This window comes from Streptomyces lunalinharesii (assembly GCF_039532155.1).
Taxonomy (GTDB): Bacteria; Actinomycetota; Actinomycetes; order Streptomycetales; family Streptomycetaceae; genus Streptomyces; species Streptomyces lunalinharesii.
In genome coordinates this window covers 87,041-102,629 of record NZ_BAAARK010000022.1, presented here as the reverse complement: position 1 = coordinate 102,629, position 15,589 = coordinate 87,041, and the positions used below count along the sequence as shown (strand labels likewise).

Below are 15,589 nucleotides of genomic sequence, written 5' to 3'. Positions count from 1 at the left end.
GGCGGATCGTTGCGCTCCGCATCCCCCCGTGCCGTTTCCGTATGCGAACGCAGCCCCTCCCTCACCCACCTCTGCGCGTGACGCGGACCACAATCCACCTGCGGTTGCGGCCGATCCCCGCGAGATGGATCACAAACGGCACCCCGGCGAAAAAGTTCGCGGGTGCACGTTTGCCCAGCGAGGAAGGGGTAGACGAGCGACTGTGCAGCCACCCGCACACCGTCCGTGATGACCTGGTCTGCCCGTATGGTCGTCCTTTGCCCCTCCGCGCCATGGCGGAAGCATGCCCTTGTAGTCGTCCCAGAGAGCGCAGGCGAGCGAACACGTGCCGACGCAGTCCCCCCTCGCACCCGGGTCCCGTAAGGACGTCGGCGAGAGCGCCGACGCCGCCCCCGAGCCGCGGCAGATGGCCTCCCAGCAGTACACACCGGGCGAGGTGACCGTCGTCGACCCCGCGATGGTCAAGCGCGCGGTGTCGGCGGCCGCCCTCGGCAATGCGATGGAGTGGTTCGACTTCGGCGTCTACAGCTACATCGCGGTCACCCTCGGCCACGTCTTCTTCCCGTCCGGGAACCCGACCGCGCAGCTGCTGTCGACCTTCGGCACCTTCGCCGCGGCCTTCCTGGTGCGCCCGCTCGGCGGCATGTTCTTCGGCCCGCTCGGCGACCGCATCGGCCGCCAGAAGGTCCTCGCCATCACCATGATCATGATGGCCGCGGGCACCTTCGCCATCGGCCTGATCCCGTCCTACGCCATGATCGGCGTCGGCGCACCGATCCTGCTGCTCCTCGCCCGCCTGGTCCAGGGCTTCTCCACCGGCGGCGAGTACGGCGGCGCCTCCACCTTCATCGCCGAGTACGCGCCCGACAAGAAGCGCGGATTCCTCGGCAGCTGGCTGGAGTTCGGCACCCTCGCCGGCTACGTCGGCGGCGCCGGCCTGGTCACGCTGATGACCGCGCTGCTGTCCACCGAGGACCTCCACTCGTGGGGCTGGCGGATCCCGTTCCTGATCGCCGGCCCGATGGGCATCATCGGCCTCTACCTGCGGATGCGGCTCGAAGAGACCCCGGCCTTCGCCCGGTTGGAGAAGGAGGCGCACGCCAAGGAGAAGGCGCGCCGCGAGGTCGAGAAGCGGATCGGGCTGCGCGAGATGATCTTCGGCCAGTGGCGCGCGATGCTGCTCTGCGTCGGCCTGGTCCTGGTCTTCAACGTCACCGACTACATGCTGCTGTCGTACCTGCCGAGCTACCTCACCTCGGAGCTGAAGTACGACGAGACGCACGGCCTGATGGTCATCCTCGTCGTCATGGTCGCGATGATGTGCGTCCAGCCGTTCGTGGGCAAGCTGTCCGACCGGTTCGGCCGCCGCCCGATCATCGCCACCGGCTGCGTGGGCTTCCTGGTGCTGTCGGTGCCGGCGCTGCTGCTGATCCGTCAGGGTTCGCTGGTCGCCGTCGCGGTGGGCACCGGCATCCTCGGCCTGCTGCTGGTCTGCTTCACCGCCGCGATGCCTTCCGCGCTGCCCGCGCTCTTCCCGACCAAGGTGCGCTACGGCTCGCTGTCCATCGGCTTCAACATCTCGGTGTCGCTCTTCGGCGGCACCACGCCGCTGGTGGTCACCGCCCTGATCGGCGCGACCGGCAACAAGATGGTGCCGGCCTACTACATGATGGCGGCGGCCGTGATCGGCGGCATCGCGGTCCTGCTGATGTCGGAGACCGCACGCAAGCCGCTGCCCGGCTCCCCGCCGGCGGTGGAGACCGAGGCCGAGGCCCGCGAGCTGACCGCGGCGGCCGCGGCCCGCTGAGCCCGCCCGCACCGCACGACGGCCGGTCGCCGAACCCCACCGAGGGTCCGGCGACCGGCCGTTCGCCCTGGGGCGCCACCGCATCCGGGTGACACCGGACGGAAAAGGGGAACCGGTGACACCGCCCCACCCGTCTGTGACCCTGGCGATCGTGCGGATCGACGGGCGCGGAACGGGGGACCACCATGGCCGTGGCGACGGACAAGACGACGGGAACGACGGGGACGGCGGGCGCGGTGGGGCGCCGGCGGGCGCTGTGCCTGGTCCTGGTGCTGCTGGCCGTGCAGATGGGGTGGCTCGCCCGGCCCGCGTACGCCTGTGGCTGCGGGGCGATGGTGCACGGCCCGGACACCACGGTGGCGGTGCACCACGAGACGTCGGTGGTGCGGTGGGACGGCGGCACCGAACGGATCGCCATGAGCCTCACGGTCGACGGCACCGCCCCGGACGCCGCCTGGATCCTGCCGGTCCCGCACCGCGCCACCGTACGGCTGGGCGACCCCGAACTCCCCGACGAACTCGACGAGATCACCGCCCCGGCCGTCGAGCACCGGCACTACTTCTGGCCGCACGAAGCCGACTGGCCGTTCGCGTCGGACTTCGACGGCTCGGTCTCCGCCGCCCCGCCGCCCGCGGACCCGTCGGTCGGCGTCGTCGGCCGCGAACGGCTGGGCCCGTTCGACGTCGCCCGCCTGACCGCCACCGACCCCGACGCGCTGCGCGGTTGGCTCGCCGCCCACGGCTTCCGGCTGCCCCCCGCGCTGACCGAGGCGCTCCGCCCGTACGTGGCGCAGCGCTGGGAGTACGTGGCGGTCCGGCTCGCCCCCGCCGACCACGGCACCCGCCTCACCGGCACCCTGGACCCGCTCGTGGTGTCCTTCGCCGCCGACCGCCTCGTCTACCCGATGCGGCTGTCCCGCCTCGCCACCACCCCGCAGGCGCTGAGCCTGTACCTCCTGGCCCCGCACCGGATGGCACCGCGCGGCGCCATCGGCGGCGCACCGCCCCGCGTCGTCTACGCGGGCCGGATCCGACCGCAGGACGTCGTCCGGGACTTCGCCGGCCCCGCCCCCGTCTTCCTGACCGCCCTCGACCAGGACTTCCCGCAGCCGCAGCGCATCAGCGGCGACCACGAATTCCGCCGCGCCGCCGCGGACACCCCGTACCGGCGGGTGCGCCACGTCGACACCCTGCTGACCGTCGGCGGCATCCCCCTCTGGATCCCCACGGCGGGCGCCGCCCTGTTCGTGCTGATGGCGGCCACCGCCGCGCTGACCGCCGGCCGCCGTCGCCGCGGCCCGGCGGTCCCCACCGTGCGGCCCCCGCTGCCGCCGGGCTGACGACCCGCCGTGGGCGGCGAAGCGGCTACAGGGCCCGGTCGAGGACGTCCGCGATGACCGTGTACGACACGATGTGCGCCCGGGTCGGGTCCCCGAGGGGCGGGAACTCCAGCTCCCGTCCGTCCTCGTCGTGCCAGACGCGCCCCGCCACCAGTTCCGCCGCCATCTGCCGCGCGTAGTCCCGCGCCGCCGCCAGCCGCGCCCGTGCGGCGTCCGCCGCCCCGTCAGCGCCTTGCGTGTTCCCCGCGCGTGCCTCGGCCACGTTCCGCTCCTCACCTGTCGCGTGCCTGTCGCGTGCCTGTGCGGGCCCCGGACCTCGTTCGAGGGGCGGGCGGTACCTGTCCGGCCGGGCCGCCCGGTAAGCGTCACAAATCAGCCGACTCGTCGGCGGCGCCCGCCGGCGGACCACCGCCCGGCCGGCGCCCGTGCGGATCCGCGAACACGCTTCGGTAGGGTCTTCTGACCGCTCTTACTGACCACTGTTGAAAGGATCTGACATGGGTGTGACCAGGGAAGTCATCACGGCCGGGGACGGCAAGAACTTTCCGAAGGCCGGTGACTCGATCACCATGCACTACACCGGCACGCTGGAGAACGGGCAGAAGTTCGACTCCAGCCGCGACCGGAACGAGCCGTTCGTCTGTGACATAGGCGTCGGCCAGCTGATCAAGGGCTGGGACGAGGGCGTTCCGCAGATGTCGCTGGGCGAGCACGCGAAGCTCGTCATCACCGCGGACTACGGCTACGGCCCGCGGGGCGTCCCCGGCGTCATTCCGCCGAACGCCACCCTCGTCTTCGACGTGGAGCTGCTCGCGATCAATTGATCGACCGGCGGCCGGTGGGGTTCGCCGGGCCGGGGCGTCACCGCTCCCCGGTCGCGGCCCCGCCGGCCACCTCCGCGCGGCCGACCCGCGCCGACCGGCCGCGATCCTCACGGCGCCTTGACCGGCCGATGTAGGAGACTGCACGCAACTGGTCGAGGTCGTGCGGCCGGTCACCATCCGTTTCGTGAGAGGTGCCTTGTGCCCAGCGTGGTAAAGATCAACGTCCTGACCGTCCCGGCCGAGCAGCGCGAGACGCTGGAGCAGCGCTTCGCCTCCCGTGCGCACGCGGTGGAGAGCTCGGACGGCTTCGAGTGGTTCGAACTCCTCCGCCCGGTCGAAGGCACCGACGACTACCTGGTGTACACGCGGTGGCGTGACGAGGAGTCGTTCCAGGCGTGGATGGAGGGGCCGATGAAGGCCGCTCACCAGGGCGGCGGCGACCGGCCGAAGCCGGCCGCCAGCGGGTCCACGGTCTGGTCGTTCGAGGTCGTCCAGCAGGCCGCGCCGAAGGGCGCGTAGCACCGCGCCGAACGGCCCCGGCGGCGCACCGCCCGTGCGGCGGGCGGTCGCACCCGGGCCGGCAAAACCGGTTGCGCCGGGCGTCGCCGCGGCGTGACATGGCCGCCATGAGCGATGCCGCCGCCCCGTCCTGGACCGTCACCGCCGAACCGCCCGCGTCGCCGGTGGCGCTGGCCCTGTTGCGCGAGTACTACACCGATGTCGCCGACCGGTACTACGTGTTGCACGAGGGGCGCCGCTCGACGCCGCGCGAGATCGACGAGGGCGTGGCGGAGTACCCGAGCGACGCGCTGCTGCCGCCGCACGGGGTGTTGCTGGTGGCGCGGCACGGGGACGAGCCCGCCGGGTGCGCCGGGGTGCGGCTGTTGGACGCCCGGACCGCGGAGTTGAAGCAGGTGTTCGTCCGGCCCGCCCGACGGGGGCGGGGCGTGGCGGGGCGGCTGCTGGCGGCCGCGGAGAGCACCGCGGTCCGGCTGGGCGCGGAGCGGATCCGGCTGGACACCCGGCTGGACCTGACGGAGGCCGTCGCCCTCTACCGGCGCCGCGGCTACGTCGAGATCGCCCCGTACCACGACGACCGCTACGCGGAGATCTTCTTCCAGAAGCGGCTGGTGGGGGCGGGGGCGCGCGCCGACGGGTGAGGCCCGCCCGCGTGGTGGCGGCCGGTCACTTGGTGAGGTCCGGCGGGCGCGGCGGGGTGGCGGCCGGGGTGCGGGGCAGCGGTCGGCGGGCGTCGCCGTCGTGCGGCTCCTCGTCGTCCGAGCCGCACAGCTCCGTCGTCAACTCCCGGACGAGGTCGGTGAGGTCGGTGGGCCGGTCCGTGGTCCACCAGTCACCGAGCAGCTCCGCCAGCGACGCCTGACGGGCCTCGGAGAGCCGTCCGGCGGCGGCCCGGCCGTCGTCGGTGAGCAGCAGCATCAGCCCCTCGCGCCGGGCCAGGCCGCGTTCCTCGATCTGCCGGACGCCCTCGGTGATCACGCCCAGCGGCACCCGGGTGCGCTCCGCCAGCAGCGCCGGTTCCACCGAGCCGCAGCGGTGGATGCGCAGCACCAACCAGCTGGCGGCCGGTTTCAGGTCGAGGCCGGCGCGGGCGGTGATCTTCTCGTAGATGTCCTTGCGGCCCGCCATGCTGCCCAGTTTGGACAGTGCCCGGGCGACCTCCTCGCGGGAGGACCGCTCGACGGGGTTGGAACACAGGACCTCGCTGGTGTCGGGGGCCATGACGCTGCCGCGCAGCGGCTCCTCCTTGAGGAACCAGGCCAGGACGAAGGCGACCAGGACGACGGGGACGGCGTAGAGGAAGACGTCGGTGATGGAGGAGGAGTAGGCGCCGAGGACGCCGGCGGCCTGTGCGGGCGGCAGTTTGGTGATCGTCCGCGGGTCCTGGGCGATCGCCGACGGGGAGACGCCGGCCGGCAGGCGCTGCCCGGCGAGGACGTCGGCGATCCGCGGGCCGAGCCGGTTGGCGAAGAGCGTGCCGAAGATCGAGACGCCGAACGAGGCACCGATGGAGCGGAAGAAGGTGGCGCCCGAAGTGGCCACCCCGAGGTCCTCGTAGGCCACCGCGTTCTGCACGATGAGGACGAGGACCTGCATGACCAGGCCCAGCCCGAAGCCGAAGACGAAGAAGTAGGTGCTCATCAGCGCGACGCCGCTGGTCGGGTCGAGCTGATGCAGGAGCAGCAGGCCGAGCGCGACCACCGCGGTACCGGCGACGGGGAAGACCTTGTAGTGGCCGGTGCGGGAGACGATCTGCCCGGAGGCGGTCGAGGACAGCAGCATGCCGAACACCATCGGCAGCATGTGCACGCCGGACATGGTCGGCGAGACCCGCTGCACGACCTGGAGGAACGTCGGCAGGTACGTCATCGAGCCGAACATCGCGAAGCCGATCACGAAGCCGATGACCGCGCAGAGGGTGAAGGTGCGCGAGGTGAACAGGCGCAGCGGGATGACCGGTTCCGCGGCCCGGCGTTCGACGACGACGAACGCGGCGAGCAGCACCACGCCGAGCCCGGCGAGCAGGGCGGTCTGCCAGGAGCCCCACGGGTAGCTGACGCCGCCGAGCGAGGTCATCAGGACGAGGCAGGCGGCGACCGCGGCGATCAGGGCGGTGCCCAGGTAGTCGATCCGGTGCGGGGTCCGGCGGGCCGGAATGTGCAGCACGGCGGCGATGACGGCGAGCGCGACGATGCCGATGGGGACGTTGACGTAGAAGACCCAGCGCCAGCTGAGGTGGTCCACGAACAGCCCGCCGAGCAGCGGTCCCAGGACGCTGGTGCCGCCGAACACGGCGCCGAACAGCCCCTGGTACTTGCCGCGTTCGCGCGGCGGCACGATGTCCCCGACGATCGCCATCGACAGCACGATCAGGCCGCCGCCGCCCAGGCCCTGGAGGGCCCGGAAGCCGATCAGCTCCCCCATGTTCCGGGCCAGGCCGCAGAGCACCGAGCCGATCAGGAAGATCACGATGGCGGCCTGGAACAGCTTCTTGCGGCCGTACTGGTCGCCGAGCTTGCCCCACAGCGGCGTCGCGGCGGTGGACGCCAGCAGGTAGGCGGTGACCACCCAGGACAGGTGGTCCAGGCCGCCGAGGTCGCTGACGATGGTGGGCAGCGCGGTGGCGACGATGGTCTGGTCGAGTGCCGCGATGAGCAGACCGAGCAGCAGCGCGCCGATCGCGACCAGGACCGTGCGTCGCGAGCGGTCCTCGCCGGGAACGGCAGGAGCACCGGTGTCCTGCGCCATGAGCGTCGTCTCCCTCGTCTGGCGTCCTTCGCTTTCTGCACTTCCTTCGTTTTCCTTCACTCCATCGTGGGCGTTTGCGCGCGAAACGGCCCGCTGAGCGGCCGTCGACCGATGGCCGCCCCGGGGACGGCGCGAGGACCGCGGGCCGGCAGACGGGGCCCGGAGCGGGGGACGGGACGGGCGGAAGGGGCGATGCCGGGCGGACGGCGCCGGAAGAGGTCGCGCGGATGTCGTGGAGCGCCTGCGGGCGGGGGCGGGCGCTCTGCATAATCGGCTGCCGGTTCGCGCCTCCAGAGAGGGGACCCTTCGTGACGGCAGCAGCCACCTGCCCGCACTGCTTCGCCCCGGTACGCGCCGACGGCCGGCCGACCTGCCTGTGCGCGGCGGCCGAGGCGGAGGACTTCGATCCGCTGCGCTTACGGCCGTACGTCTCGTTGCCGGACCGGGACGGCGGCGGGCCGGACGGGGCGGCGGGCGACGCCGGAGCCGGTGGCGTCGGTGACTGGGGGCGGTTGGACGCCTTGGAGGACCTCCCCGGCGTGGACGCCGCGGTCCACCGGGCGTCCCGCCCCGCCGGCCCGGCGTCCAGGACGTTCCGGGCGGCCGGGCCGGGCCCGTCCGAGCCGCCGGCCGCGCCTCTCGCCCCGGTGGGCGCCCCCGGGCCGCCCGCCCCCACGGAGCGGCGCCGCGGCCGGCCGGCCCTGCTGGCCGTCACCGGTGCCGCGGTGGCCGCCACGGCGATCGCGCTCGGCACCGGGGTGCTCCAGGGCGGCGACCGCGACCGGGCGGCGCCCCCGGACGGCGGTGCGATCGCCCCCACCACGGCCCTCGCGACCACCGCGACCACCGCCGGGCCCACCCGTTCCGCGCCGGCCCCCGAGCGTCCGGCCCCCGCCACCTCGCGCTCCCGGCGCCCCGGGGCGACCGTTGCCCCGCCCCGCCCGCCGGCCCCGCCGCCGTCCCCGGTGCGGGCGTCCGGCAGCGTCGCGGTGCCGACCGGCAGCGTCGCTCCGAGCGCGCCGCCCAGCGGGCCGATCGTGCTGCGCGAGGGCTCCAGCGGCCCGGAGGTGGTCGAGCTCCAGGGGCGGCTGCGGCAGGTGGCGCTCTACGCGGGGGCGGCCGACGGCCAGTACGGCGCGGCGGTGCGGGACGCGGTGGCGCGCTACCAGCGGACCTACGGGGTGCACGGGGATCCGGACGGCGTCTACGGGTCCGCGACCCGTACGTCCTTGGAGGCGCGCACCGCACAGCCGTGACCGAGCGGTCGGCCCGGCGGACCCGGTGGGCGCGCCCCGTTCCGCGCCCGCGGTCCGTGCGGCGCGCGCCCTCGGAGGGCGACATGTCCCCCGGACCGTGACGTATGCCATGTCGTTCACAGGCGTGAGCGGTTGTCGGTGGCCCTCAGCTTTTTGTATCGTGAAAAAACAAAGTGGTTCCGCCCGCACCCCCTGACCGGCGGGCGGGACCGCTTGTGTCCTCCCGCCCGCCCTGACAGCGCAGCTGCCAGCCCCACCGCGCCCAGGAGCCCGCCGATGCCGGCCACCACCACGCTCATCACCCGCGCCCTGCTGCTGGACATGGACTCGACCATCGTGAACTCCGAGGCCGTCGTGGAGCGCTGTTGGCAGCGCTGGGCGGCCGAGCAGGGACTGCCGGCCGAGGACGTGCTCCAGGTCGTCCACGGGCGCCAGGGCTGGGCCACCATGGCGGCACTGCTGCCGGACCGCCCGATGGAGCAGAACCTGGCCGACAACCGGCTGATGCTGGCGCAGGAGACCGCCGACGTCGAGGGCGTGGTGCCGGTGCCCGGCGCCCCCGCCTTCATGGCCGCCCTCGCCCGGCTGCCGCACGCCCTGGTGACCTCCGCCGACGTCGCGCTGGCCGAGGCCCGCATGGGCGCGGCCGCGCTGCCCATGCCCCAGGTGCGGATCACCGCGGAGTCCGTGAGCGCCAGCAAGCCGGACCCGGAGGGCTTCCTCAAGGGCGCCGCCGAGCTGGGCTTCGCGCCCGAGGACTGCCTGGTCTTCGAGGACTCCGAGGCGGGCATCGAGGCCGGCCGGGCCGCCGGGATGCGGGTCGTCGGGGTCGGCGAGCGGGCCGCCCGGTTCGCCCCCACCGCGCACGTCCGCGACCTCACCCAGATCCGCGTCGAGGCGCTGGTGGACGGCGGGATCGCGGTCCGCATCAGCGCCTGAGACCCGCGACCGGCCCCTCGGTCAGGCCCTGACGGCCGTACGCCGCCGGGCCGTCGGCGTACCCCGGGCCGGGAGGCGACGGCGTCAGCGCCCCGTCGGCGCGCGGTGGATCGTTCCGCGGGCGATCAGCTCCAGCACCACCGCGCACGCGACCGCCTGCACGGCCAGGAGCGCGACCAGGACGAAGAGCTGGACCGCGCCGGCCTGCACGGGCGAGGCGCCGCCCAGCAGCATGCCGACGAACGCCCCGGGGAGGGTGACCAGCCCGACCGTCCGGGTCTGGTCGAGGCCCGGCAGCAGGGCGTCCGACGCGGCGGGGCGGGCCACCTCCATCCGCGCCTCCCGGTCCAGTAGCCCGAGGGCCAGTCCGGCCTCGAACTCCCCGCGCCGCAGCTCCAGTTGGTCCAGTGCCCGACGCCCGGCGAGGACGGTCGCGGTCAGCGCGCCGCCGATCAGGATGCCCACGACCGGGATCACGGCGAGGCCGCGCGGCGGCAGCAGGCCGGTGAGCAGCAGCACCCCGACGACGGGGACGACGCCGGCGGCGATCGGCGCCGCGGCCCACCACCAGGTGCGGTTGGCGGTGATCCGCCGGCCCGCCGTGCGGACCGCCACCGCGAACATCAGGAGCAGGAAGCACAGCAACGCGGGCAGGACGCGCACGACCCAGCCGATGAGGGCGGAGACGGCGGCGAGTTGGACCGCCGCGCGCAGGCCGGCGAGGGCGATCGCCCGGGCGTGGCCGAGGCGGGCCAGCGCGGCGACGGCCACCGCGGCGAGCAGGAGGACGGCGAGGACGACGCCGAGGGTGGGATTGACCGGCAGCAGCACCCGCCCACTGTAGGCGGGGGAACGCCGAGCCCTTGAAGTGACGTGCACATGTCGCCACGCTGTCACCCGGAGCCCATGCGCCGGCAACCCCACGCGCCCAGCATGGGCCCGAGCGCACGTCAACTTCCCCCCATCCCAAGGGAGTTCCGATGCCACTGGGCTACGCGCGTCGCGTGTCCTTCATCGCGGCCACGACCGCCGCCCTGACCTGCACCCTCGTCCTGAGCGGACCGCCCGCCCAGGCCGCCCCGCCCGCTCCGCCGAGCGCCGCCACCGCGCGGACCTACCTCGGGCAGATCAAGGAGCAGGCCGAGGGGCCCCAAGACGGCTACAGCCGCGACAAGTTCCCGCACTGGATCGACCAGGGCAACAGCTGCAACACCCGCGAGGTGGTGCTCAAGCGCGACGGCAAGAACGTCCAGCAGGACGGCAGCTGCGCCGCGGTGAGCGGCACCTGGGTCTCCGCCTACGACGGCGCGACCTGGACCAAGGCGTCCGATCTGGACATCGACCACGTCGTCCCGCTGTCGGAGGCGTGGAAGTCCGGCGCCGCCCAGTGGACCACCGCACGCCGCCAGGAGTTCGCCAACGACCTGACGCACTCCCAACTGATCGCCGTCACCGACAACGTCAACCAGGCCAAGGGCGACAAGGACCCGGCCGAGTGGCTGCCGCCGAAGGCGTCGTACCACTGCGAGTACGCCCGGATGTGGGTGTGGGTGAAGCACACCTACGGGCTGACCGCGGACCAGGCGGAGAAGGCCGCACTGAAGAAGATCCTGGACGGCTGCTGAGCCGGCGGGGCGGGGCGCCGGGTAGGGGTTTGGGCTGGTTGTGGGCCCGATGCCTCCGTTGCCGGTGAAGCGCCGATGCGGTGCGGTTCGCCGCCACCGGCGCCCCGCCCACCTGGGATTCCGGCCGAATCTTTTGCCCACCCGGGTGCCGTGGCGGCGCACCGGACGGTGATGATGGGGCGCACATTTGCCGTCGTCCGCCCCTTGACGGCCGGAGCGCTGTCCCGCGCGCCGGCCGTCCGCCGCCCCAGGGAGAGCCGCTCGTGGCCGCCGCCCACCCCGCCGACCGTCCCACCGCCCGCCTCGCCGTCGTCGGGGCGGGTCCGCGCGGGACGAGTGTCCTGGAGCGGATCTGCGCCTCGGCCGCCGAGCTGGCACCGGGCACCCGGCTGACCGTCCACGTCGTCGACCCGGCCCCGCCCGGCGCCGGCCAGGTGTGGCGCTCCGACCAACCCGCCGACCTCCTCATGAACACCGTGGCCTCACAGGTCACCCTCTTCACCGACGCCAGCGTTCAGTGCGCGGGGCCGATCCGCACCGGGCCGAGCCTGCACGACTGGCAGGGCTGCGACGTCGGACCGGACGACTACCCGGGGCGCGCGCTGTACGGCCGCTATCTGGAGTGGGTCTTCCGGCACACGGTGCGCACCGCCCCGGACGGGGTGCGGATCGTCGCGCACCGGGCCCGCGCGATGCGCCTGGCCGAGGCCGCCGACGGCACCCAGGCGCTCACCCTCGACGACGGTCGGACACTGTCCGGGCTGGGCGCCGTGGTGCTGGCCCAGGGCCACCTGCCGGCCCGCCCGGACGCCGGCCAGCGGAGCCTGGCCGACCACGCCGCCGCCCACGGCCTGCACTACCTGCCGCCCGCCAACCCCGCCGACCTCACCGCCGAGTTGGCGGCGCTGCCCGCGGGCCGCCCGGTGCTGCTGCGCGGCCTCGGGCTGAACTTCTTCGACCACCTGGCGCTGCTGACCGCGGGCCGCGGCGGCCGGTTCGCCACCGGCCCCGACGGCGCCCTGCGCTACCGCCCGTCGGGGCGCGAGCCCCGCCTCTACGCCGGCTCCCGGCGCGGCGTGCCGTACCACGCGCGCGGCGACAACGCGAAGGGCGCGCACGGCCGGCACCTGCCGCTGCTGCTCACCGCGGACGTGATCGCGGCGTTCCGCAAGCGGGCGGACGCCGGCGACCCACCCGACTTCCTGACGGAGGTCTGGCCGCTGGTGGCCAAGGAGGTGGAGACGGTCTACTACGAGGCGCTGCTGGCGCGCCGCGGCGCCGGTCGCGGCGGTCTGCCCGACGCCGAACGGGACCGCTTCCGGGAACGCTTCCTGGGCAGCGCGCACCGCAGCCCGGGGGAGGCCGCGGTGCTCGACGCCTTCGGCCTGGCGCCCGCCGACCGCTGGGACTGGGACCGGATCACCCGGCCGTGCCCCGCGGGGCCGTTCGCCGACCGGGCCGCGTTCCGCGCCTGGCTGCTGGACCGCCTGCGGGCCGACGTCGCGCACGCCCGGCAGGGCAACGTCACCGGCCCGGTGAAGGCGGCCCTGGACGTGCTGCGGGACCTGCGCAACGAGCTGCGGCTGATCGTCGACCACGGCGGCCTGGCCGGCGCCTCCCGCCGTGACCACCTGGACCGCTGGTACACCCCGCTGAACGCCTTCCTGTCGATCGGCCCGCCGCGCCGCCGGATAGCGGAGATGGCGGCCCTCGTCGAGGCGGGGGTGCTTCAGGTGGTCGGCCCCGGCATGGCGGTCCGGGCGACCGGCGCGGACGGGACGGCGCCCGGTTTCACGGCCGACTCCCCGGCCGTCCCCGGCTCGCGGATCACTGCCGGGGCCCTGATAGAGGCCCGGCTGCCGGAGCCGGACCTACGGCGGACCGGGGACGCGCTGCTGGCCGGGCTGTTGGCGGACGGCGGCTGCCGGCCGCACGCCGCGGACGGCTACGAGACCGGCGGCCTGGACGTGTCGCCGAGCCCGTACCACCTCATCGGGGCGGACGGCCGGCCGCATCCGCGGCGGTTCGCGGTCGGGGTGCCGACGGAGGGCGTGCACTGGGTGACGGCGGCGGGCGCGCGCCCGGGGGTGGGTTCGGTCACGCTGGCCGACACCGACGCGGTGGCGCGGGCGGCACTGCGTGCCGCAAAGACCGCCTCAAATCTCATTGGTTCGGACCAATAGCTCCCGCTTTCACGCGGAATGTTGAACTTGCAAGCATTAGTTAGGTGCGCCTAATCTACAGGACTCCGCGGTCGCGACGTCCCCCGCGCCCGCGCTCGTCCCCGAAGTCCTAGGAGTCACCTCATGTCCGCTCCCCTGCACTCCTTCACCGAGAAATCGACGCCGCACGCCCTGGCGCTCTTCCGGATCGTCGTCGGGCTGCTCTTCGCCTGCCACGGCGCGGCGTCGCTCTTCGGCGTCCTCGGCGGCGCGATGGGCACCGGCCACGCCCTCCCGACCGGCAGCTGGCCCGGCTGGTACGCCGCGGTCATCCAGCTGGCCGGCGGCCTCCTGGTGCTGCTGGGCCTGGGCACCCGGGCGGCGGCGTTCGTCAGCTCCGGCTCGATGGCCTACGCCTACTTCACGATGCACCAGCCGCACGCGCTGTGGCCGCTCCAGAACGGCGGCGAGGCGGCCGTGATGTTCTGCTGGGCCTTCCTGCTGATCGTCTTCGTCGGCCCCGGCTCCTGGGCGCTGGACCGGCGCCTGTTCAACGGCTCGGCGCAGGAGCCGGCGCCGGTCGCCGAGCGCGCCACGAGCAGCGTCTGACGTCCGCACCGACGACCGGGCCCGGGTCGGGGCGGGACCGCTTTCCCGCCCCGGCCCGGGCGCACTTTTCGGCCAGGCGTACGCTGTATGGCTGTAGTGCCGCCCCTGCCGCGCCGAGCGACGTCGCGGCGGGGTCCGGACCGGGAGCAAGACGTTGGTGGAGAGCCTGGGGTCGCTGAGCGGCACCCCCTGGGTGTACGTGATCATCGGCCTCTCGGTCGTCCTCGACGTCTTCGTGCCGATCCTGCCGAGCGGGGTCCTGGTGGTCACCGCGGCCACCACGGCCGCCGGCTACGGCCCCGCCGCCGACGTCGCCGCCTCCGTCCCGCACGGCAACCACCTGGCCGAAATGGCCTCCCTGGTGCTCTGCGCGGCGTCCGCCTCGGTCCTCGGCGACCTGGTCGCCTACCGGCTGGCCTGGCGCGGCGGCGACCGCTTCGACCGCGCCATCGGGCGCTCCCGCCGCTTGGCCGCCGCCCAGCAGCGACTGGGCGTGGCGCTCACCCGGGGCGGCGGCGGCATCGTGGTGCTGGCCCGCTTCGCGCCCGCCGGACGCTCCGTGGTCAGCCTGGGCGCCGGGGTGGCGCACCGGACGATCCGCGAGTTCCTCCCCTGGTCGGCGCTGGCCGGCCTGGCCTGGGCCGCGTACAGCGTCAGCCTGGGCTACTTCGGCGGCCACTGGCTCGGCGCCTCCTGGATGAGCACCGCCCTCTCCGTCCTGGCGCTCTTCATAGCGGGCTCGGTCGCCGTGTACCTCATGCGGCGCCCGGAGCGGCAGCCCGCCGCGCACTGACCGCCGGCCGGCGAGGGCGTCAGCGCACCCCGCGCCCGGGGGCCGACCTACCCGCCGCTCCCCGCTCCACCGTCGTCGTCCGCGGTCTCGGGCACCACCGCGACCGGACAGACCGCGTGCAGCAGCACCGCGTGCGCCACCGACCCCAGCCGCGGGCCGACCGGCAACCGCCGCCGGTGCCGGGCCACCACCAGCAGGTCGCTCCCCACCGACGCGGCCACCAGCTGCCCCGCCGCGTCCTCGGCCCGCAACTGCACCGCCACCTCCACCCCGGGGTGGCGCGCCCGGTGCGGGGCGAGCGCGTCCGCCAGTTGGAGGGCGAGCGCGTCCTCGTAATCCGGCTGCGTGGACTCGTAGACCGCCGCGTACTCGAAGGCGGGCGGCAGCAACATCGGCCAGGTGTAGCCGGAGACGACCCGCAGGCGGGCGCCCCGGCGGGCGGCCTCGGCGAACGCGAAGCCGATCGCCGCGGGCTCGTCGGAGGCGGCGTCCACGCCCAGGGTCACCTGGCGGACGGCCGGCGGCACCGCCTCGCCGTCCGGCCCCCGTTCGGTGCCGGCGCGGTCCGGCCGCGGCACCACCACGACCGGGCAGGCGGACCGGGCGGCGCAGGCCAGGCCGTTGGAGCCGAGCAGCAGGCTGGCGAACCCGCCGCGCCCGCGCGAACCCAGGACGAGCAGCTGGCCCTCGGCGCCCAGCGCGGGCAGCAGGGTGTCGGCCAGCCCGCTGAGCGCCCGGAACTCCACCTCCGGCAGCGCGGCCAGGAACGGCCGGTCCCGCAGGTCGGCCAGTACCGCGTCGCCGCCCCGTTCGCCGGCCGCGGCCCGCTCGGCGGTGGCGTACGGCCACACGTGCACGATGCGCAGCGGCGCCGACCGCACCCGGGCCGCCTCGGCCGCCCAGCGCAACGCCCGCTCGCTGTCCGGGGATCCGTCCACACCGACGATGACCGGCGAGGTGCCCATAC

At 74.5% G+C, this 15,589-nt stretch carries 15 protein-coding genes; 11 read left to right on the top strand and 4 right to left on the bottom strand.

Going from position 1 to position 15,589, the window contains the following annotated elements; translation table 11 throughout:
• The first annotated feature begins 325 nt into the window (after positions 1-325).
• Positions 326-1,807 carry a glycine betaine/L-proline transporter ProP gene (gene proP / locus ABD385_RS28230; protein ID WP_425585495.1) on the top strand — a complete coding sequence of 494 codons (1,482 nt, stop codon included), beginning with the start codon at positions 326-328 and terminating at the stop codon, positions 1,805-1,807.
• A gap of 185 nt (positions 1,808-1,992) precedes the next feature.
• The gene (locus ABD385_RS28225; RefSeq protein ID WP_344581359.1) at positions 1,993-3,147 is read left to right on the top strand and encodes a DUF2330 domain-containing protein; all 1,155 of its coding nucleotides are present in this window, start codon (positions 1,993-1,995) and stop codon (positions 3,145-3,147) included.
• A gap of 25 nt (positions 3,148-3,172) precedes the next feature.
• Here ABD385_RS28225 and ABD385_RS28220 read toward each other — a convergent pair whose 3' ends face one another.
• Complete coding sequence (locus ABD385_RS28220) at positions 3,173-3,409, bottom strand: hypothetical protein (RefSeq protein WP_344581355.1); 237 nt, start codon at positions 3,407-3,409, stop codon at positions 3,173-3,175.
• Between the two features lie 235 nt (positions 3,410-3,644).
• Between ABD385_RS28220 and ABD385_RS28215 the strand changes: the two genes are divergently transcribed.
• The 3 genes from ABD385_RS28215 (at position 3,645) to ABD385_RS28205 (ending at position 5,131) form a co-directional block, all read left to right on the top strand.
• Positions 3,645-3,971 carry an FKBP-type peptidyl-prolyl cis-trans isomerase gene (locus ABD385_RS28215; RefSeq protein ID WP_344581352.1) on the top strand — a complete coding sequence of 109 codons (327 nt, stop codon included), beginning with the start codon at positions 3,645-3,647 and terminating at the stop codon, positions 3,969-3,971.
• A gap of 198 nt (positions 3,972-4,169) precedes the next feature.
• Positions 4,170-4,490, top strand: coding sequence for an antibiotic biosynthesis monooxygenase family protein (locus tag ABD385_RS28210; protein WP_344581350.1), 321 nt, complete (start codon positions 4,170-4,172; stop codon positions 4,488-4,490).
• Positions 4,491-4,588: 98 nt separating this feature from the next.
• A complete protein-coding gene (locus ABD385_RS28205; RefSeq protein ID WP_344581348.1) occupies positions 4,589-5,131 on the top strand; it encodes a GNAT family N-acetyltransferase in 543 nt (180 codons plus the stop codon).
• Between the two features lie 25 nt (positions 5,132-5,156).
• On the opposite strand, the gene ABD385_RS28200 is transcribed toward ABD385_RS28205, so the two are convergent.
• Entirely contained in the window at positions 5,157-7,238 is a 2,082-nt protein-coding gene (locus tag ABD385_RS28200; RefSeq protein WP_344581345.1) for an MFS transporter, read from the bottom strand.
• Positions 7,239-7,546: 308 nt separating this feature from the next.
• Here ABD385_RS28200 and ABD385_RS28195 point away from each other — a divergent pair, with 308 nt between their 5' ends.
• Both ABD385_RS28195 and ABD385_RS28190 read left to right on the top strand, forming a co-directional pair.
• Entirely contained in the window at positions 7,547-8,494 is a 948-nt protein-coding gene (locus tag ABD385_RS28195; protein ID WP_344581343.1) for a peptidoglycan-binding domain-containing protein, read from the top strand.
• 276 nt (positions 8,495-8,770) lie between these two features.
• Positions 8,771-9,433: an HAD-IA family hydrolase gene (locus ABD385_RS28190; protein WP_344581339.1), complete on the top strand. Its 663-nt coding sequence runs from the start codon at positions 8,771-8,773 to the stop codon at positions 9,431-9,433.
• An 84-nt stretch (positions 9,434-9,517) separates the two neighbouring features.
• Here the strand turns inward: ABD385_RS28190 and ABD385_RS28185 are convergent, their stop codons facing one another.
• On the bottom strand, positions 9,518-10,264 hold the full coding sequence (locus ABD385_RS28185; protein WP_344581337.1) for an ABC transporter permease: 747 nt from the start codon (positions 10,262-10,264) through the stop codon (positions 9,518-9,520).
• A 149-nt stretch (positions 10,265-10,413) separates the two neighbouring features.
• Between ABD385_RS28185 and ABD385_RS28180 the strand changes: the two genes are divergently transcribed.
• From ABD385_RS28180 to ABD385_RS28165, 4 genes are all read left to right on the top strand, one after another.
• Positions 10,414-11,058 (top strand): HNH endonuclease family protein, encoded by a 645-nt coding sequence (locus ABD385_RS28180; RefSeq protein WP_344581334.1) that lies wholly within the window; start codon positions 10,414-10,416, stop codon positions 11,056-11,058.
• A gap of 263 nt (positions 11,059-11,321) precedes the next feature.
• Positions 11,322-13,241 (top strand): FAD/NAD(P)-binding protein, encoded by a 1,920-nt coding sequence (locus ABD385_RS28175; RefSeq protein ID WP_344581332.1) that lies wholly within the window; start codon positions 11,322-11,324, stop codon positions 13,239-13,241.
• A gap of 123 nt (positions 13,242-13,364) precedes the next feature.
• A complete protein-coding gene (locus ABD385_RS28170; RefSeq protein WP_344581329.1) occupies positions 13,365-13,829 on the top strand; it encodes a DoxX family protein in 465 nt (154 codons plus the stop codon).
• 154 nt (positions 13,830-13,983) lie between these two features.
• Positions 13,984-14,622, top strand: a complete 639-nt coding sequence (locus ABD385_RS28165) for a DedA family protein (protein WP_344581325.1) — start codon at positions 13,984-13,986, stop codon at positions 14,620-14,622.
• A gap of 47 nt (positions 14,623-14,669) precedes the next feature.
• Here the strand turns inward: ABD385_RS28165 and ABD385_RS28160 are convergent, their stop codons facing one another.
• Positions 14,670-15,587 (bottom strand): universal stress protein, encoded by a 918-nt coding sequence (locus ABD385_RS28160; protein WP_344581323.1) that lies wholly within the window; start codon positions 15,585-15,587, stop codon positions 14,670-14,672.
• Positions 15,588-15,589: the final 2 nt, after the last annotated feature.